Annotated in this window: 15 protein-coding genes and 1 pseudogene; 6 read left to right on the plus strand and 10 right to left on the minus strand. The window is 54.0% G+C overall.

Annotated features, from left to right (window positions below; all coding sequences use genetic code 11):
- Nucleotides 1-370: 370 nt before the first annotated feature.
- Nucleotides 371-1045, plus strand: coding sequence for a helix-turn-helix domain-containing protein (locus FGL94_RS16250; RefSeq protein ID WP_144800128.1), 675 nt, complete (start codon nt 371-373; stop codon nt 1043-1045).
- Between the two features lie 65 nt (nt 1046-1110).
- Here FGL94_RS16250 and FGL94_RS16255 read toward each other — a convergent pair whose 3' ends face one another.
- Nucleotides 1111-2295, minus strand: coding sequence for a restriction endonuclease (locus tag FGL94_RS16255; RefSeq protein ID WP_144800129.1), 1185 nt, complete (start codon nt 2293-2295; stop codon nt 1111-1113).
- 126 nt (nt 2296-2421) lie between these two features.
- On the opposite strand from FGL94_RS16255, the gene FGL94_RS16260 reads away from it, so the two are divergent.
- Entirely contained in the window at nt 2422-2967 is a 546-nt protein-coding gene (locus tag FGL94_RS16260) for a hypothetical protein (protein ID WP_144800130.1), read from the plus strand.
- Entirely contained in the window at nt 2954-4324 is a 1371-nt protein-coding gene (locus FGL94_RS16265) for a hypothetical protein (protein WP_144800131.1), read from the plus strand. The genes FGL94_RS16260 and FGL94_RS16265 overlap by 14 nt, the downstream gene beginning before the upstream one ends.
- A 649-nt stretch (nt 4325-4973) precedes the next feature.
- On the opposite strand, the gene FGL94_RS16275 is transcribed toward FGL94_RS16265, so the two are convergent.
- The 9 genes from FGL94_RS16275 to FGL94_RS16315 form a co-directional block, all read right to left on the minus strand.
- A complete protein-coding gene (locus FGL94_RS16275; protein ID WP_144800132.1) occupies nt 4974-5408 on the minus strand; it encodes a TRAM domain-containing protein in 435 nt (144 codons plus the stop codon).
- Nucleotides 5409-5482: 74 nt separating this feature from the next.
- Entirely contained in the window at nt 5483-5944 is a 462-nt protein-coding gene (locus FGL94_RS16280) for a hypothetical protein (protein ID WP_144800133.1), read from the minus strand.
- Nucleotides 5937-6545: a hypothetical protein gene (locus tag FGL94_RS16285; protein WP_144800134.1), complete on the minus strand. Its 609-nt coding sequence runs from the start codon at nt 6543-6545 to the stop codon at nt 5937-5939. The genes FGL94_RS16280 and FGL94_RS16285 overlap by 8 nt, the downstream gene beginning before the upstream one ends.
- Complete coding sequence (locus FGL94_RS16290; protein ID WP_144800135.1) at nt 6542-7906, minus strand: DNA-methyltransferase; 1365 nt, start codon at nt 7904-7906, stop codon at nt 6542-6544. Before FGL94_RS16290 ends, FGL94_RS16285 begins: the two co-directional genes overlap by 4 nt.
- 96 nt (nt 7907-8002) lie before the next feature.
- A complete protein-coding gene (locus tag FGL94_RS16295) occupies nt 8003-8461 on the minus strand; it encodes a hypothetical protein (RefSeq protein ID WP_121513343.1) in 459 nt (152 codons plus the stop codon).
- Nucleotides 8458-10458 carry an AAA family ATPase gene (locus FGL94_RS16300; RefSeq protein WP_144800136.1) on the minus strand — a complete coding sequence of 667 codons (2001 nt, stop codon included), beginning with the start codon at nt 10456-10458 and terminating at the stop codon, nt 8458-8460. The genes FGL94_RS16295 and FGL94_RS16300 overlap by 4 nt, the downstream gene beginning before the upstream one ends.
- Nucleotides 10451-10654: a hypothetical protein gene (locus tag FGL94_RS16305; protein ID WP_144800137.1), complete on the minus strand. Its 204-nt coding sequence runs from the start codon at nt 10652-10654 to the stop codon at nt 10451-10453. Before FGL94_RS16305 ends, FGL94_RS16300 begins: the two co-directional genes overlap by 8 nt.
- 44 nt (nt 10655-10698) lie before the next feature.
- Nucleotides 10699-12720, minus strand: a complete 2022-nt coding sequence (locus FGL94_RS16310; protein ID WP_144800138.1) for a DEAD/DEAH box helicase family protein — start codon at nt 12718-12720, stop codon at nt 10699-10701.
- A gap of 525 nt (nt 12721-13245) precedes the next feature.
- Nucleotides 13246-15876 (minus strand): ATP-binding protein, encoded by a 2631-nt coding sequence (locus FGL94_RS16315; protein WP_144800139.1) that lies wholly within the window; start codon nt 15874-15876, stop codon nt 13246-13248.
- Between the two features lie 243 nt (nt 15877-16119).
- On the opposite strand from FGL94_RS16315, the pseudogene FGL94_RS16320 reads away from it, so the two are divergent.
- The 3 genes and pseudogenes from FGL94_RS16320 (at nt 16120) to FGL94_RS16325 (ending at nt 18780) form a co-directional block, all read left to right on the plus strand.
- Nucleotides 16120-17148 (plus strand): annotated as a pseudogene (locus FGL94_RS16320) (Cdc6/Cdc18 family protein).
- Between the two features lie 87 nt (nt 17149-17235).
- Nucleotides 17236-17358: a hypothetical protein gene (locus FGL94_RS18850; protein WP_008528531.1), complete on the plus strand. Its 123-nt coding sequence runs from the start codon at nt 17236-17238 to the stop codon at nt 17356-17358.
- A gap of 21 nt (nt 17359-17379) precedes the next feature.
- Nucleotides 17380-18780 carry a hypothetical protein gene (locus tag FGL94_RS16325; RefSeq protein WP_144800140.1) on the plus strand — a complete coding sequence of 467 codons (1401 nt, stop codon included), beginning with the start codon at nt 17380-17382 and terminating at the stop codon, nt 18778-18780.
- Nucleotides 18781-18857: the final 77 nt, after the last annotated feature.

Raw genomic sequence — 18857 nt, forward strand, 5'->3', positions numbered from 1 at the left:
TGAAGCTCGTCCATCTTAATTCTGTGTCAGACAGATTGCGCACGCCATCTACACAATCTACATTTTGTACATTACGTAGATTGTTGGCACAATCTTAATTGGCATAATCACCGTCGACCCTACGCAATCTACATAATTTAGATTATAAGCATTTCATACGTATTTATCGCAATCTTTGCCACCCACACGAACCAATTGAAGAAGTCCAATTTGCATTATCTACATTATCCACATTATGCAGATTGGCTATGAGATCTACATTCTTCGGTTATTCAATTGAAAGTCCTGAGTGATAGAACTCAGACAGAGCAGTTCTACCCCGTACTCTAGTAAGGCTTTTAACTGTTACCGGATTATTGGTAATCACCAGATGTATGAGGTTCTCGACGACACCGCGGCGCAGGTCATCCTCACCATCGAGAGTGGTGACTCCATCCGCCGTGTCGCCCAACACCTCCACACGCCCTACGAGACAGTGAGACAGGCCGTCAATCGGCTGGAAGAGGCAGGCTACGTTTCCTATGACGACGGCCTCACTGTAGTCGACGAGCGCGTATGCGACGCAGCGCTCGATCTCGTCGCTGCCAGCGCCGGCGTCAGTCCACCCTCCATCGAGGAAACGTACGTCATCCCACAGTTCAGTGACTGGCCGTTCGCGTTCACGCGGATCGACGCCGTCTACGTGTGGACTCAGGGCGGCTACCAGGTCGGTCGCAAGCCCGACGACTATCCACTGTTCCTCGCTGTTCGTGAGCAGGACGTCGACGCCTGGGAGGCGTTTTTCGAGTCGTTCGGCCTCCCCACTGCATTTGAGCGACAGCCGGGAGGCGAACTGGACGGACCGCTGCAAATCGTCCTCGAGCCACGCCCCTCACTCGACATTGAACACATCGAGGGGTACCCGGTGATCCCGAGAGACGAGACGATCGAGTATATGTGCGAGAACTACGCCCAATTCCAGTCGGCACTGGCAATGCTCAACCGGATGTACGAAGACCTCGAACTCGGTATCACCGACAGGAAGACTGAGCGAGTGCAGTCATAAGTTTCGGCAATCGGAGTGGCACCCATCGAACTCCTACGGTTCACAGTGATTTCTAAGTCGGCCGTTCAGCCCCCAGAAGGGAACTGACCAATATCCTCGAACCGGACTGTCGGTCCCATCCAGTTCCCGTCTTCGTCGTAATGGAGGTTGACGTTCCAGCCGAGTTCCTGCCAGATCTCCGTGAGCGGGTTGCGTAGCGAGTCGGTGACGTCGGCCTCGGCCAGCGGGATTTCAGCCAGGTCGGTCGTGTACCGGTCCGTCCGCAATGGCTGCTGCACCGCCGGTCCCGATATCCGGGTTTCGTATGCGATGGTCGCGCCCTTGGCGTCCAGCAGGCTGATAAAGCAGAACACGGTTCCGGTCACACCCATCTCCTTCAATGCGCGGATCCCGTCCTGCACCGCGATGCCCGCCTTGCAGTCCAGCGACTTGTCGGTGTCCCGGGCGTTATTCAACAGGAGACCGTCCTGCTCGTCCTCACGGAACACCCACGTATCCACCGCCTCGTACAACCCGTCTTTCTGCAGGTACGTGTAGGACTTGTACGGCTGTCCCATCCGTCCGCCCGCGTTCAGCTTCCCCTTCCCCACGGTCTCGGTGCCGGGATGGACGTTCAGCTTGCCCATCCGGGGAAGTCCGGGGAGACCGTCGGATTGTTGGACGTAGTTCCCGCTGAAAACGCCGTTCGGAATCAGGTGGACGACCGCTGTCGGGCCTTCCTCCAAGTCGCTGGCCACGCCTTCCCGGTTGGAAATCAGGTCAAGGCGTTCGTCCCGTAGATCGATGATCTGGTCCAGATGGTCGTCGTTCCGCTTCGGGTTGAATCCGAAGTGCCGCTCCGCGAGGTCCGGTCGTTCATGACCGGTAATCCCGATGATATGCCGCCGGTGCAGGATTTTCAGATCCCATCCATACGCTTCTTCGATCTCTGCCTCCATATCCAGTTCCTGCTGTCCGGTGACGCGCTGGTTCGTCACGAACACCAGGAGGTCGAAGGACTCGCTCTGCGCCTCCTCGAGTTCCTCCACGCTTTCGGCGTCGTCGCGGAGCTTCCCTCTCCAGTTGTTGTCGACGCTGGCATGGCCGATTCCCTTTCGGCCGTTGATCTCGATGCGAGCATCCCAGCCGCCGTCGGTTCCGATCACACCGCTTTCGTGAACGTCGTAACCTTCGTTCCGCAGTACCTCGCCGGCGATCTTCTCGAAGGTTGTTCCGTCGACGGTGTCGACGGCCCACTCGAGTTTATCCATGCCCTGTTTTCACTGCGGTTGATAAATAACCGTTTGCTCAACCAGCACCGCTGTTTTAGAGGAAGATGATTGTATTCTTCGCTATCACTTAACTAGCAGGAGGTCCGAGGTTCGGTCATTCAACGGATGACCGGGGAAGACGACAAGTTCACGGAGTGGATTGACGAGTTCCACGAGAAGGACCGAGAACATCAGATTGAGCGGATGGAGTGGATCGATAAACACCACCCAAACACGGATGGGTACCGGGCCTTTCACGGCGGCTTCTCATCCTCCAATCTCTACGAAGAAGCACAGCAGGCCTACCTCTTCGGCCTGTTCCAAACCAGTATGATCAGCGCTCTCTCAGTGGTCGAACAGGAACTGATCGGCATCCTATATGGGGCGGGAGATGACGAGATCAAGGAGAAGGGTGCTGCCGCAGCGATCGACGAAGCCGCATCGCGCCACCTCATAACACCGGAACAGAAACAGGTCCTACATCGGGTGCGGAAGGTCCGGAACCCGACTGCCCATTTCCGTCTGGGCGTGGACGATGATTCACTGGAGGCTCGCGCAATCAACCAAGATACCGCGCCATTCGATTTGATGAAGGAAGAGGCCCAGACAGCTTTGAAGGCCATGTTCAGTGTGATCGGGAACGGCGATGAGGGACTGAATGGATATCTCTGACTTCGCCGATGTGGCGGATTCTGACGACCAGCTTGAGGAACTGGTGCACGACCTGCTCGACGCGACTGCGGACATCCTCGTCGACGTCGACCTGCCGCGGACGCAGGTTTCCGAACTACAGGGAACGGGCGGCGAAGCCAAGCACGTCCGGATCGAACGCCCCAGCCTCGGCCCGGTTGTTCGAGACGTTGAGTGGTTAGACGACGTTGATGAAGCCATCGACTTTGCGGACCATCTTAGCGAGGAGTACGACTATTCCATCGACCAGCATTACCTGACTAACCTGTTCAAAGACTCGTTCGGCCGAGCCGGACAGCACCTCGATTCGTACCAGGAGCAAGAAGACCGGATAACCAAGAACATCATCGCAGACGTCCACGGCCAGGGGAAGGCTGAGCTGATCGCCCCCTTGGAAGGATTGGACATCGAAACCGACCGGGTGCGCATTCGGGACGGGGTCGAGGTCCGCGACTACGAGGACGGCGTGGTCCTGGGCGAGGACTCCCTCCCACTTGTGTCCGATACGTTCGGCGGCCGGCACCGTGTGTACAACGACTCCTACCTCCGCATTGAGTTCACAGAGAATGACTTACTGGCAAAGGTGCCGATGCAGGCGATCAACCTATACACGTTAGCGATCAGCCTATCGCTCGGCGGGTTGGTGCGCGACCTTCGTACCTACATCAGTCCTGTAACGTACAGCATGCACAAGTGGGGGCGGAAGATGTCATCCGGCCAGCCCACCGGGTTCGGAGTTGAAATCACCGAGAAGAACGGTCCGCAGATACAGGCCACCTTGGACCTGCTGGAACCGTACTTCGAGTTGTCCTCGGAACCGTACGAGACGCCGTACGCAGCCTTCTACAATTTCAGTGGTCCAGGAAACCTCGCTATCAGCCACTACGGCAGGGCGATCAACACGTGGAGCATCCCGGATAACACGGTCACGTTCACGATTCTCGGCCTAGAATCACTGTTCATTCAGCACACCGCTGGCGAAACCCCGAGCAGAGACGTACCACGATACGCCGGTTTTCTCATCGGGAACGCCGTAGACATGTTCGACCCGATCACCGTCGCCGACTACATCAGCAGCGGTTACGAACTCCGGAACCAGTGGGCTCACGGCGGGAAGCCCGACCGTGAACCAAGCGAACTGGAGGCGTGGTTGTGGGCGATTCTCCGCGCCGCGATATACGTCTTCTACTGGCTCGACACCTACACGTCACTGCTTGACCAAGGACTTCCGCTGGGTGACGCATTGATCGACGGAGAAACCAGAGAGTCGGTGAAAGCGGAGCTGGACACGTTCGATGTCACAGAGTACATGGAAGTCGAGTATCTGAAAGCCGACTGACGACGAATAATCGCTGGTCTACAGTTCGTTCGGCAGGAGGGCAGTGATTGACGCCTTGAACGCTTGCTCATCGTCGACGGCTCCGCGCACCACGAGGCCGTCAGATCCGTACTCGGCCAGTAACTGCGGCATGCGCCGCACACCGATATCTCTCCTTCTTCGGCGTGCACGGTCGCGGCTACGACCTGATCCACACCGTCCGCAACGCCATGAACACGACCAACTCGACCGTCGCTAATACGCGGATGTCCGTTGCTGAATGTCGTTCCCGTTCAGTACGGGCACCGTGCTCGTGGAAGAACTTATCAATACGATCAGTAAGGGAATCCGCATTCTCTCCATCGACGTGAACGACCAACGTCGGATGCTCCGCGTCGCTATTTTCAATGACGAGGGAGACATCTTTGAACTAGTCCGGCTGTCTGTACGCCTAAAACTCATCGGCGACTTGGTCGGCTAGGTCGTCAAGCACCTCGATCGGTTCCTTTGTCATAGATTGAAGTTCGGCCTTGGAAGGTTGTGCCATCGCGAACGGGCGGAGAAAGCGTGAATTGCCTTTCAGAACCACCTCCATCAAACCAGCTCGAATGGAGCTTTCTCACACCGATGATTTACCGAGGAGAAGACCGAGCCACAGAAGTACAGCGGGTTAGAGCGCTCGCGGGTCGCTATCGATGATCCTCGCAAACGCGACGTTCTCCTGAACTTGTTCGATTTCGACTGTTGGCTCGTCGCCGGGTTGAGCGCCAGGAACGATCACGACGTACCCACGTTCGACTTTCGCAATACCGTCGCCCTGATCGCCGACTGTCTCAATGGTCACATCACGTACTTCGCCTTCCTCAACGGGGGGTCCAGAGGGAGAATGGCCCGCAGTCTCCCGAGAGGGGGTTCTCCGTGACTCCCGTTGTACTGACGACTCCGTCGAGTCAGGAGATTCCAGAATCGCTACGCGATACGTCTCGTCAGCCGACAACGCTTCAGAACCGACTTCTCTGGAAGGAACCTCTACTATGTATGTCCCATCTTGTTCTTCGATTGGAGCACTGAACAGAGAGCGAAGGGAGTTGGGGATTTCAATCATTTCTAACTATATGAACACACGGTGATAATTAGCTTCTGTGATGACCACCGACTTCTGGTCCAGATCGGGAGACATTAGGGAAGTAAATCAGCGAGAGCGGTCTCTTCGACCTGCTCACCGTCAGTAATGTGTATGATCACTTCATCTTCAGATGAATAATCTCTGAGAACCTGAAGACAGCGTCCACAGGGGGGCGACAACTCGTCACTCGCGACTGCGACATCTACAATTTGTTGCTTAGTGCTGTCAAACCCTTTCCAAACTGCAAGTTCGAGAGGATGTACATCATGAGACATCCCTTTCGTTAGTCGAGTTCCAGCCCAGACGGAACCATCCTCAGTTCGGACTGCTACCCCAACATCTGACTCATCTTTGGCCTCAAACGCTTTTTCCCGCAGAGACTCCCAGCGTGTTTCTTCATCTTGTTCATCCCCACTTGAAGGGATACCGAGCTGATCAGGGGTTAGTCGTCGTATTTTAGTCGGTGTACGGTGGGTGTTTCTAATTCCCAGCTGTGTTTGGGTGTGCTCAGTCATAGGTGACGAATGACTCCTCCGTTATTTCTGAATCACTAGTTCTGTACAAGTGGGAGAAAGCTTCTCCACCAAACTCGTAGCCAAATTCCTCAATGAATGTCTCAACAAGAGTATAAGCAGAAGGATCGTCCACCTCAAATCCATAGTCGCGGAACAGATACGCAGACAAAGATTCTGCGGGAATTTGATTGTCATCACAAAGATGGTGTCGGGCAAGCTGCCAATGACGATCTTCAATTCCCCATTTCGAATTATGTCCTCCTTCCTCAACTTCGGCTATTTGCATAAGTGGGGCAGTTGATCGAAGGGAGGAAGGAGCATATGTACCGGCGACGTTCTTATTATACCAGAGAGAACTCAGCGACGGATTTGTTGATTGATTGAAGGGGACAAAATAGGGCTTGGCCGAATCATCCTCCCCGACACGGAGGTAATCGTCGAAAAATTCGTTATAGGGAAAGGAGAGTCCAGTGTTCCGATTATCGAGTCCGGATTGTTGCTGGAGACAAAGATATCCAGGAAACATCCGGTGGATAGGGGCATCGATTAACCGGTGGAGACAATCTCGTACGACTTCAGGTTTCAGGACGTATCTCGTCATTTGTATGTGGACAGTGCTTGGTCCTGTTGGAAGTTGGAAGTATCTAAGTCTGTCCCAAACCCATTATATCCGAGACTGTTCGCCACTTGGATGGTGGTTCCAGAGCCAGCAAATGGGTCAAAGACAGTTCCCCTAGTCCAATCAGGATCCTCACACTCACAGCTGGTCCACCCGACAGTAGTCCACTCAGGGAAAGTGAATTCACGGAAGTAACCACCTAGAATTTCTTTTGCCTTCTTAGCACGACGCTGAACATCTTCATCGTTTGCTCCAGCACCAACTTGGAATTCCTCTGCTTTCCCCACGTCAGAAATCCCGACGGCCTGAATGGCTCGGATATGGTCCTCTGTCAACTCGTCGTGATTATGGTAAATTTCCAATGCCCGCTCTGCCTGCGGACGATCCGTATTGAGCTCTGTTAATCCTCGCTTCGTATCCCGACGTCTAGGCTCATTACACTCGGAACAGATTGAAGGGGGACATGCAAGCGTGATTGCCCTCCGCACTAGGTCTCGTGGGAACGGAGCAAGGTGATCTCCAGTATTCCGATCATGAGAGATGCGCCATACGTCTCCCGGGTTCGATCCATTTCCGTATAACTCTGAGTAGCCGTGCAAGTCGTAGAAATAATTATCTTTGTCTTGGACTAGATGGAATATTGGCTCATGCCGTGGAACAAGCCGGTCTTGGGCTGAAGACGGGATTCCATTATCCTTAGCCCACTGAATTTCGTTCCGGATAGTCCATCCCGCCTCTTGAGCAGCTCTTGCAAACCGACCAGGGATTCCCTGAAGGCTTTTATTATGGTATGTGTCGCCGATGTTAAGGAACACAGACCCAGTAGGCCGAAGAAACACTTTCCAGTGCTCTAGTGCATCGATCAGGTTCTCGATATAGGTATCCGGATCAGGCTCCTGTCCCAGCTGGTCTTCGGTCCCATAGTCCCTCTTTTGCCAATAAGGGGGAGAGGTGACGATGAGATCTACTGAATTCTTACAGAGATCGATCGCATTCTCTTGGTTTTCACTGCCACCGTCTTTGGGATGGATTTTCGCTGCGTCGGCCTCAACGACATTCCACCAAGGCTCAGTATCAGCGGGGAATTCCCCTTGTCCTTCTTTCAGTTTCTCCAAGTCAGGAGCAGGGTGATCGAAGTACTCCTCTAGATCACCGACTAGATTGACCGCAGCTTTCGGGTTGTCAAGGAGGTAATCATATAGGTCATCAATATTACGAGCCTCCCCGACTTCGTCCACGAAGTCCGTAAGAGAGGTAGAATTGTTTTGATGACTGATGTGCTGAGCTATAATTTCTATTACACCTCGAACTTCCTCGTCAACCTCAGATAGATTCTCATCCATGAATCAGATCCCTCCGACAGAGTGGGGGTTGCATCGTTGTTACGCTTGTTTCTCGGGGTGCTACTAGTGGACTTCGCAATAATATTCGACGACGACTCACGGTTCGTCGTCCTCCTCCGGCTGATACTGCTCCTTGACCTCGAGAGCCAGTTCCCGCCGTGGTTCGTCATCTGCCGGACCAAATACTCGACCGTGTAGCAATTCGATCCCCGCATTAGCGTACTCTTCGGCGATCTCATAGACCATCCGCTGGTCACGAAGAACTCGAACATCTCTCTCTTCACTCACTGCCACAGCCTCGATAACAGCCTGCTGGCGTTCCGAGAGACTCGCACGCCCGAAAAACGCACCCTTTTCGTTCTTTATCGTTTCAGGCATTGTGTTCTCTCTCCCATATCCAAGTGCAAACATGAACAGATCGTGATTCTCAGCCTGATAGAAGGGAGAATCCTCAGATTCCTGCAACGCCTCAAACATTTCTCGCCGTTCGCTATCTATATGAACGTCACGCCGGGGTTCACGCTCCTCGTAGCTGTCTTCGGTATCTTGACTCATCGGTCGGTCACCTGTGTTACACCGTTTTGGAATTCAAGATGGTACTCATTCGCAACCTCGTTGGAAATGTACGCCCTGACGTCTTCACTATACTCGACGTCAGTCATGAGGAACGTGACCTGGGTATCATTCAGGTAGTCAGGTACATTCTGCGCGATAAGCTGTTTCGGCTCGCTAGATATCCGTCCCAAGGGTGTATCGATGACAACAGGGGCGGAGAATCCGCTGATTTTGGAAAGTGCAGCCATGAACGAGAGAGCAAGCACTTGTCGTTCGCCAGCAGAAAGTGAACCCAGATTCTTCCGACCGTCCGGACCGTAGAGGCGCACCTCATACTCTTCAGTGAGGACTACCTCATAGTCTTCATCTTTCCAAATAAGATCGTTATAGTATCGTTCGAGCCGTTGTTCAGTTTCCGTTCGAACCTGCTCCAGAATCTCTCCTTTGATCTCAGAGAGCTTGTCAGTAGCACTGTCGATGAATTCACTCTGTCTCACAAGCAGGTCATGTTCGTCCTGCTCTCGCATTGCCTGTTTCCACTCCTCTCGGCGCTCATCAACGACATCTTCCTGTTGTTCAATTTTCCCGTTCAGCTCCCCAACTTCACGTTCCATCTTACTGATCCGGCCTTGGATATCCCGACGGCGTTGCTCTAGTTCCTGGGCGCGTTCATTATCGATGATATCTTCGTCTTCAAGCTGGGCAGAGATGTTGGCCAGTTCTGTCTCGTTCTCGTCGATAGCTGTCCGTGTATCCTCTAGCTCGCTGAGGTCAGCCAGGAGATCCTCAATAAGCGATTCGCCATCGCGGAGTGCTCGCTCCATCCGGAGTCGACCCTCAATTGCGTCTTGGCTTTCACTAGTTTGCTCTTCCAACAGGTCCTCAATGTGTTCTCGTGAAGAGTCACATTCGGCCAAGTCAGTCCCACAAACACACGTATCCCGAGAAAGAATCCCTCGTAGTAATTCCTCTGTTAGCCCAGGGACACCGTTTTGTGACGATTCGTACTCTTCCAGTTCAGAAACAGCATATCGGAGGGCATCAGCGTTGTATGCAATCCCGCCCGATCGGGCGAGTGATGCCCCTACAGCCTCTTTCGCATCTACAAGCTCCTCTTCCTGTTCATCCAAGCGTTCTTCCAGATAGACACGGCGCTGCTGCATCTCCCGAACGTCGTCGTCTGCACTGCCCGCAAGCTCATCGTAGATGTCATCTATTTTGCCCTCAGCAGTGTCGATCTCGTCCTCTAAGTTATCCCGCTTTTGTTTGAGCCGTTCTAGCTCTTGTGAGGCTTCCTCCTTCCGTTCTTGGAGTTCTTGTATATCACCGCCGAGCTCGGAGGATTCACTCTCAAAGTCCCGCTGTACCTTCCCTAAATGACTAACAGCACTATTCAGAAGTTCAATATGAGATACATCGAGCACCGCTGCCCGTACGTGGTCGGTATATCCAGTTTGGAAGAACTCATCTAGCTGCTCACCATCGAACAAGAAATATTCGTGGACGTGGGTTGGGAGAATCTCGCGAAGAATATTTTCAGGGTTCGGGTTCGGTCGCCAGTCATTCCCCCCAAACCGCTGGCGTAGCCGAAGGTCACCTATAGAGCTGTTAAATTGTCGTTCCTCGCGGTCTCCTTCTGTATCATCTTCTTGACGAGCTGTCGAGAAAGTTCGTCGGAAGGCGTACTCGGGTTCGCCTTTACCCAGCTTGATCTCGATGTGCCCCTGAATCGATTCACCAGGTTCCAATTCCTTCAGCCGTTTCTTGTTGACAAGCGGGTCCGACTCGAGGCCCTCGTCATCGTTCGAATCAGTATGGGTTTCTTCCCCATAGAAACACAGTGTAATCGCGTTCAGAATGTTTGACTTGCCAGATCCATTCTGCCCCTCAATCACGTTGATGTGCTTCTCTGCTGTGGTCTCTAAGGGGATAGTTTGATTTCCTTCATATTGCCGGTAATCCTCTATTTCGAGTTCGAATATCTGAACGTTATTCATTGTCGAATTCTTGCAGTGATTCGTTCCCGACAAAGTTGTCCACGAGTTCTTTATACTGCTCAGCGTACTCGGCTCGCGGCTCTTTCAGAATGTCCCGTTCATGCTCCAAAACCCCGCGTAAGAAGGCCCGAAGATCGTCATCCTCAACCCCGTCAACACGGTCAAGGATTAACGAATGTACCTCGGAGTCGTTCATGCGATACTGCAACCATATCTACAAACGCATATCAATGTATCTTCTCAGATACCATATGCGATACGAACGTCTTCGATCTTGTTGCGGGCTTCATATTCATTTTCAGCTGTTTCAGCAAATTCCTCGAACCGACGGAGTTCCTTCTCTAGAATGTATTGTTCAGACGTCGCAATATCTTCATCTGGCTCAAGAGTGGGAACAACAAGTAAGTCATAGATATCCGCACGATCCTTACCGGGGGCTTGCCGAAGAACCCTACCTCGACGCTGGATAAATTGCATCGGGTTCCCAGTATTAGCCATCAAGATTGCTGTCCTAGTAGCTGGAACGTCAACACCTTCGTCTAGACACCGCATTGCCACAAGCGCTTCGTATTCACCCTCCCCAAACCGGGTGAGCAACTCCTCACGCAAGTCATCACCCTCCTCATGAGTAAACCGGTGATGCATAACCCCAAATTCGTTCAGAATCGACCCGACTGTGTCTATCTGTTCTGGATTCGTATAGACTAGAAGGTGCTTGATATCATCTAAACCTCGAAGGATGTCTCGGAGGACATCGTACTTATTGATCGCTTCTTTAACGATTTCTGCGCGTTGTGATTGGAGAATATTTGTTGTCTCCTCATCCGCATCTTCAGAATATCTTGATGCGACTACAGACTGAGTCATTTGACGATAGTCCTCCAGCTCGTCTTCATCCATTTCAACAACAATGGGATGATACCGATATGGGGTCAGATACTGCGGAATGGCGTCTTCTAACGGGTATTCGTATATGACCCCGTCAAAATAGTCAAGCAGATGGTTAGAACCTTCTTCATCATAATAGCGCTCCGGTGTTGCTGATAGCCCAATCCTCGCATCATAGGAATCAAGAAGCCCTTTTCGCCTACCCTCAGAACCAAGGCCGTGTACTTCGTCCCCGATGAGGATTGTATCCCGAGAAAGCTGACTCACTTTCTCTCGAAAGTGCTCTCCAGAGAATGTTTGATGAGTTGTAATCAGGCATTCGTAATTCTTGATTCCGAGTTCTAAATTAGAAACCGCTCGGGAGAGATCGTTTTTCCAGTCGGGATTAGCTGAGTGATAGACAAATTTTGGTTGGTCAAGCCCGAACGTATCCATCTCCTGGGCCCACTGCCGCGCAAGGTGTTTCTGAGGGACAGCAATTACACAAAGAAGTGGATCATCTACGGTATCTGTGTATTCATCAAGCGCCGCTAGAGCTGTGAACGTCTTGCCTGTTCCAGTTGCCATCTGGAATAGGCCTCTGTTGTCATTCTCGAACCAAGCATCGACAGCGTTCCGTTGATAATCTCGGAGAACAATTTCAGATTCGGTTGTAGGGACTGGTTCTGGCGGTTCATAAGGTCGATTGTTATTATCTCGGAGTTCAGCGATTCCCTCCTTAACCCCCTCAGGGATTGTATGGACCCCGACATTCTCATCTCGGTCTTTCCAAAGATTCTCAAACCGCTTTTCTTGCATATTCACCCCCTCATTATCGCGGTCGCTTATCCAATCGCAGTCGATGGTATATGCTTCGTAATTCCGGAGAGCCTGTTCGCTATCGTTCTGGGAGCCATGGAAGGCGACTCTATTCCCATTCCAGTCATAAAATACGCCAAATTTATCGTGGAAATCCCCAGAGAGGTTCTTTGAGGGGACAGCCAGCTTAATTTCGAGTAGACCATCGGCGATCATCCACGCGATCGCATTACGAGTTTCATACTCGAGGTCATACCGGAGATCAGAAATCGTGCTATCTAACGATTCCCGGAGTACCTCATCTGTTTTAGCACGATTCCCCTTCTTTAGAGCCTCCCAGTCATCTTCTTCTAAAATAGGGCTCATTATCCACTGCGCAGTGCCACCATTTTCGGCAAGCTCTGCTATTCCGCGAGCTGCAGATCGAACCCAATTCGTAGTGAAATATCCGACACCACGTCGATAGATCTTAGCTCGTGAGAGAAGGGGGACATAGAAATCCTCCATTAGGTCATCAGAAGAAGTATCGATGACCCGGGGGAGTTCCAAATCTGTGAAATCGCTCTCGGGATCCATCTTAAAACAAATAATGAGGCAGAGGGTCAAAAGCGTATACGCTCTTCCGTAGGAGATTGTTGATACAGCCTCTCGTTACGTATATCATTCAGTAGCTGACAGTCAAAACTGCTGAGTCGTGTGTTCTCACTCTGCTCGATTCACCACGGGATCACTGGACGGCTCTCCATCAACAATATGCTACACAAGAGCGTACGTCGATAGAGGATATGGACATTAACGAATAGTTGGCTGAGGTATCGGACAATATCGGTTCGGCACTCGACGGCCGAGAGGGAGAAGTCTGGATCCTGGTCGGCAAGTCCCACCTGAATGCCGAGAACGCGGACGGGTACAGCCTACGCCGTACGCTCAATAAGCAGGAGGATATCACGGTCCGATACCCGTTCCACCAGACAGCGGGGTAGGTGAACAGCAAGGGTGGCTGAACAAGGCCGTGAAGAGTGACCGGCCGAAGATGCCGTACGCCATACTCGATGACGGCCAACAATCTCTGAATCGGTATGAAGACGACGCCCTCCCGGATTAATCGCCGCCGTCGTCCGCCGGCCCCTTCATCGACTCGAGAATCTGATCAGGCAACTGGTGGACCGAGAACGTACCGTCATCTGGGTCGAAACTGACCATACCCGTGCTGGCCTCGGCAACGACCAGGACGCTACGGATCTTATCCTTCGTGATCGAGTTCTTCCCCTCTGCGCGGAGGGTTGCACGGACCATCCCGACGTCCGGTTTATCGTCCGTCTCGCTCATGTACTGGTTCCGCGCCTCTTCCAATACCGTGCGGACGATCCCCGTTTCTTCGGGCATCTTGCTCCATTCCTCATCGATCACCTCCAGCAATCGCTCGTTCCGCGGCTCGGCGTCCGTCGTCATGATTTCCTTGATGTGCTGGTGGCTGAATCCTTGGGCCGCGTGCCTGTCGAGGATCTCCTTCACGGCGTCGACGGTCAGCAAGGTGAGCTCGTCGTGCATCTTGAACTGCTTCAACAATTTGCTCTCGTCCTCTCCCGGCGGCCCGTTCAGCTGGAACTCGCGTGCGACGAACAGTGTATGGTCGCATTCGTCGGTCTCCATGTGCTCAAGTGCGGTCGCGAACTCTGCGTCGGAGTGGTCGACCGGGCCCTTGTCCTCTCCTTTCCCCTTCGCTTCCATCGAGACCTTGAACGGGTCGTCCGCCTGCACGCCGAACGTGATGATAGCGTCGGAGTCTCCGGACGCCCCGAAGTGCTCGGCCTCCAGTCCGATGTGGTTGCAGGCGTCGACGATGGCCTGCTCGAAGTCGTCGTCGCCCTCGTAGGACATCTTCTCGATCTGTTCCTTGTGGTACTCCATCGGGTCTTCGAGGAACCGTGAGGCCGTCCGCAGCGCGTCCTCCGAAATGTCGATACTGCTGTCCACCAGGTCGTCGCGGACGTTCTTGTATGAGAGAAATCCCGAGGAGATTAGGTTCCCGGCTAACGCCTCGCCTATCACCTTCACCAGATCGTTCGGCAGGTCCTTCGCCTTCAGAGACTGGAACAACGGGTGGTCCTCGTTCACGTAGATGGTTCCGTCGTGGTAGTCCACCGCGTTCCCTTTCCGCCCGTGCTCCGCGAGATGGACATCAACGTCCTTCCACCCGCTAGCCGGGTAGTCGGTGTCATCCCGGTTCGCAAGACCTTCCAGTGCTTGCGGCGCCATGTGCGGCGAGATCGAGTGGAGACGGTGGCCGAACTCTTCGGGGTCGTACTCGTCTTTCTCCTCGGCGTCGACGGCACGGCCACGGAGGACGCTGAAGAAGCTCTCCATCAACGCACGGCTGAGTTCGGGGCGCAGTCCTTCGCGGACGGAGTCGCGCTGGACGAGGATGTCCTCGTCGAGTTCCGGGATTTCGAACTCGCCGGCGAACCGGTAGAACCACTTGTACACCTTGTCCGCGGTTCCGAAGTGCGGGTCACCACGGTTTAACAACTTGCCGCGGACGGTGACCTTGAACCCGTAGTCGTGGAGGTTCCTGTCCTGGAGTTTGTCGCTGGTCAGCAGTTCCTTGTAGATCGAACCCTGGGCGATGACCGGGCCGAGTTCGTCGACTTCGACTGCTGCTATCTCGTTCGACGATTCGTCTTCCGATTCTTCCTCCTCGTCGATGTCCGCTTCCTCGTCTCCCTCTTCCGATGCTGATTCTACTTCCTCGTCCTCTTCTGGTTCGTCGCTGGTTTCCTCGTACGGGTTGAGATAGACCGTTTCGAGCTTGTACTTCTCTTCCGGGACGTCGTCACCGTCGTCGTAATCGTCGCTCCAGCCGACCCAGAATTCCTTCAACGCCTGCTGAACCTTTTCGCGGGCGTCCTCGTCGTCCGCAAGGTTGTCAATCGAGGCGTAGGTCTCGTCCGGGTAATCGCGTTGATCGATCTCTCGCCCGTTCTTGTGGATGATGAAGTTCGCGGATCGGGGAATGGCGGTTCTGATCATCCGGTCCAGGTACTCCGGTTTCAAGTCGCGGCCTGTGCTTTCCTCGTCGATGTCGTCAACAACGGCCAAGGTCCAGCTGTCCCAGTCTTTGTCCCACGGGTCCGGAACGTCCTTCAGGTAGGATCCGAGGTATTCGCGGGCCTCGTCTTCATCCATCCGATAAACCTCTGCATTGGGCGGGTCGGACATGTCGTGGCCCTCGATCTCCTGCTGCGACACGGAGACGATGCGCGTGACGCCGTCCTTCGTTGCGACGTGGGTGAGCTGGTTCCCAAGCGCGAATGCCGCGAGCTTGCCGACGCCGAAACGGCCGATCTGTCGCCGGCCCTTGACGTCGTCGGCGTCGATCTTCCGATCCTCGCCCTGTTCGGCAAGTTTCTTTTTTGAACCTCCCGCGACTTCCCACAGGATCTCGAGCTCGTCCTTGTCCATCGAGACGCCGTTATCGAGGACTTGGAGCACGTCGTCGGACTTCTTCGGTGTGGAGACGTAGCACTCCGTTGCCGCGGCGTCGTAGCTGTTGCATACGAGTTCCTCGATGGCGCGTCGCGGATTCGTGTAGAGCTGGGACGAGACCTGGCGGAGGATGTCGTAGCTGATCTGAATGGAGAACTCGTGTTCCTGGGTGGCGTCAGAAAAGAAATCGTCGAGACCGCGGTGATCCCCGTCCGCGTCGGATGAGGAGGGATCTGTTTGGGCCATAGTTGACTCGACGATGTTGGCGGGTTGCCTTAAAACTCGCCCGTCTGTTCCTCATCCGAACCGAAAGAGTCTCTGATAGATATTTTAATTATATCATGATTCCGGAAGTAGGCGGTTTCCGAGAACAGGAATCAACTGACAGCGCTCGGTCGAAAACAGCTCTCGGTACCATAATAACGTCTTCCCGGAAGCGACCCGGATACGCTTTTATGACTTGCCCGAAAATCAGACTGTCAGAAACAAATGATTCGCGATGCTCGCGTTCTCCGCGCCGGGTTCGTCCCTCGGGAAGTTGAGCATCGCGACGCCGAAGTCAACCACCTCTCCAGCGTTCTTGAGCCCCTCACGAACGGTGAACCCGCCGACACGGCCATCGTCACTGGACCCAGCGGCGCCGGCAAGACCTGCATCTCGAAGTTCGTCACCGAACGGCTCCGCGAAGAGGTCCTCGACGTCGAGACCACCTACGTCAACTGCTGGCGCAACTACACCCGATTCCGGACGCTCTACTAGATCCTCGACGACCTCGGCGCCACCATCGACATCCACCGGCAGTCGACGCCGCACGACGAACTCGTCGACCGCCTCCAGCAGCATGACGGCCCCCGAACGGTCGTCATCCTCGACGAGGTCGACCAGCTCGAAGACCCCAGCGTCATCTACGACCTCCACAGCCTCGCGCAGTATGCGATCATCTGCATCGCGAACACGGAAGAGGAACTGTTCAGCCGCGTCGACGACCGCCTCGTGAGTCGGCTCCGTTCGAGCGAACACGTCCGGATGGACAAGTACCACGACGAGCAGCTGTACGACATCCTGAGTGCTCGCGCGAAGTGGGGGCTCGACGAGGACGGCATCACCGACAACCAGCTCTACCGGATCGCCGACGCCGCCGCTGGCGACGCCCGCCTCGCAATCGGCATCCTCCGAACAGCCGCCGGCAAAGCCGATCGTGAGAACCACGAGCGCATCACCGACGATATCCTCCTGGACGCCGCCGAGGATGCCCGGGCCCAGATTAAACAGAAGAGCATCGATTCACTCACCCCTCACCAGCGGGTCGTCTACGACATCGTTCGCGAACACGGACCGCTCGGACCCAGCGAGATTCACGAACGCTATTCGCAGGACGTCGATGATCCACGGACCAAGCGAACCGTTCGGGCGTATCTGTCAAAGATGACTCAATACAATCTCCTCAAAGCAGACGGATCCAGCCGAGATCGTGAATACACAGCCATCGACCAACCATCTCCTACGCTCGCTGAGTAGGTGGCTAAGGAACTGATCGGTCTTGTTTTGTTGACCGAGAGAATGCACCCCCGTGATTTATTACTGCAGGAGCGATTATGTCCTACTATGAGCGCAAAGGGCCAGCTCCGTCGGTTCGAGAACAGGGCGCAGTTGCTGCGCCATATCTCTGAGGAGACCGGCACGGACATCGACACGCTTTGGGACGAGTACGAAGCCCAGGTCGAATAGAGCCCTTTGCAGTTTTGACGCGTGGGCGACGACACTGATCTCGACGTATCGTTCGAAATAGACGCAGAGACAGTCTCTCTGAGCCCTATCGGTGAATATCAGGTTCTCGATCTGGAAGGGCCGGTCGTCATCGTTGGAGATGCGTCGTACCGCGTTGTTCCGGTCGGTGAAGACTCAGAGGCGTCAGAAGATGTTCGGGAACTTAGTGTCGACGAGATACGTGCTGCACTCAGCGAGCTCGCTGACAACGACGACTTTCAGTCAATCGTAGACAATTGCCCGACGAATACGCCGCTCGTCTACGACGACATCGATTATTTGACTCGCCATCTCCCCACAAGTTCGCTCCAGAAGTGCCAGAAGCTGAGTGAGAGCACCCCTTTCGAGAAGGAATTACTCCTCCAAGTTGCCTACGTAGAACGCCAAAACTCTCTCGTCGGGCACGCAGACAACGTCCTCGAGTATTATCTCGAACAGCGTGCTGAAATCGCTGAAAAACTCCGGTCCACCGACGAGATCGACAGCGACGTTGAGCGGTCATTCTTTTCGTATCTCCTCCTCGCCTCGGCACTCATCGAAGAGCTGACGACAGAAACGGTCCTCAACGAACTCTTTCGCGAGGAAGCTCGTCTCGACAGCATCACCGAGCACGTTCGGAGTATGGGGCACGCGAAGCGATTAGAGAAACTCTGTGATATCCAAATACTGACCGGAGGTGACCACGGATCGCTTGTCGAGGTCAAAGAACGCAGAAACAACCTCGTCCACGACGCGCAGAAACGTGCAGGCCTTGACGAACTCGAATCGCGTCGTGAAGTCGCACAGATCCTCGAACAGACTGATCGATGTGCGTCCGTCCTACTGACGATCTCGGGAAAGAACATCGAGTCAGTCATCGCGAAGCGAGGGTGTGAGCCCTATATCGAACACGCTCAATCTGAAGCAGTAGCCGACACAATCACAACCTGGGAACAGGAGAATCCAGAGCGCCTATCGAGACTTCACGACTGTGAAAGAGCAACCCTCGAAGAAATTCGCTGGGATACCGAAGAGAGTGACCCTAGGAACAACATCACGGAGGGATTCACATTTGATGGATTTGATGACGAAGAGCGGTATGAGATACTGATGGAGTTCGTCGGTGATGCCTCAAAGGCGTTCCTCGACCGGATTGATGCTGATGCAAACGAGAGCAATCTCGATCGCTTCGATTTCGCGTTGATGGTGCTGCTCTGTGCTGGTCACAGGTACGAGGAGATTGCCCGGTGGCTGGATACCGACGAAAAGTACGTCCAGCGGAAGGAGAACGTGATAGCCTGGAGAGCTTCGCAGTTCGAGAAGGATTTGGTAGATGAGATCCCCCGCCCAGAGGGCCCAACATGGCCATCGGACACGGAATCAGATGAACAGGATGGGTGCTAGCCCGATAACAGACGGGTCATCCTCGCATAGTACGTATGCTCTCTCAGCGGAAGGCACACTCGGATAAGACCGAGCGT

Origin of the sequence: Halorubrum salsamenti, assembly GCF_007671685.1 — an archaeon.
Lineage (GTDB): Archaea > Halobacteriota > Halobacteria > Halobacteriales > Haloferacaceae > Halorubrum > Halorubrum salsamenti.

What these genes read in the sequence shown, in the direction of transcription:
- FGL94_RS16250 (WP_144800128.1), top strand. Translation starts at nt 371, where the DNA reads ATGTATGAGGTTCTCGACGACACCGCGGCGCAGGTCATCCTCACCATC.
- FGL94_RS16255 (WP_144800129.1), bottom strand. Translation starts at nt 2,295, where the DNA reads ATGGATAAACTCGAGTGGGCCGTCGACACCGTCGACGGAACAACCTTC.
- FGL94_RS16260 (WP_144800130.1), top strand. Translation starts at nt 2,422, where the DNA reads ATGACCGGGGAAGACGACAAGTTCACGGAGTGGATTGACGAGTTCCAC.
- FGL94_RS16265 (WP_144800131.1), top strand. Translation starts at nt 2,954, where the DNA reads ATGGATATCTCTGACTTCGCCGATGTGGCGGATTCTGACGACCAGCTT.
- FGL94_RS16275 (WP_144800132.1), bottom strand. Translation starts at nt 5,408, where the DNA reads ATGATTGAAATCCCCAACTCCCTTCGCTCTCTGTTCAGTGCTCCAATC.
- FGL94_RS16280 (WP_144800133.1), bottom strand. Translation starts at nt 5,944, where the DNA reads ATGACTGAGCACACCCAAACACAGCTGGGAATTAGAAACACCCACCGT.
- FGL94_RS16285 (WP_144800134.1), bottom strand. Translation starts at nt 6,545, where the DNA reads ATGACGAGATACGTCCTGAAACCTGAAGTCGTACGAGATTGTCTCCAC.
- FGL94_RS16290 (WP_144800135.1), bottom strand. Translation starts at nt 7,906, where the DNA reads ATGGATGAGAATCTATCTGAGGTTGACGAGGAAGTTCGAGGTGTAATA.
- FGL94_RS16295 (WP_121513343.1), bottom strand. Translation starts at nt 8,461, where the DNA reads ATGAGTCAAGATACCGAAGACAGCTACGAGGAGCGTGAACCCCGGCGT.
- FGL94_RS16300 (WP_144800136.1), bottom strand. Translation starts at nt 10,458, where the DNA reads ATGAATAACGTTCAGATATTCGAACTCGAAATAGAGGATTACCGGCAA.
- FGL94_RS16305 (WP_144800137.1), bottom strand. Translation starts at nt 10,654, where the DNA reads ATGAACGACTCCGAGGTACATTCGTTAATCCTTGACCGTGTTGACGGG.
- FGL94_RS16310 (WP_144800138.1), bottom strand. Translation starts at nt 12,720, where the DNA reads ATGGATCCCGAGAGCGATTTCACAGATTTGGAACTCCCCCGGGTCATC.
- FGL94_RS16315 (WP_144800139.1), bottom strand. Translation starts at nt 15,876, where the DNA reads ATGGCCCAAACAGATCCCTCCTCATCCGACGCGGACGGGGATCACCGC.
- FGL94_RS18850 (WP_008528531.1), top strand. Translation starts at nt 17,236, where the DNA reads ATGAGCGCAAAGGGCCAGCTCCGTCGGTTCGAGAACAGGGCGCAGTTG.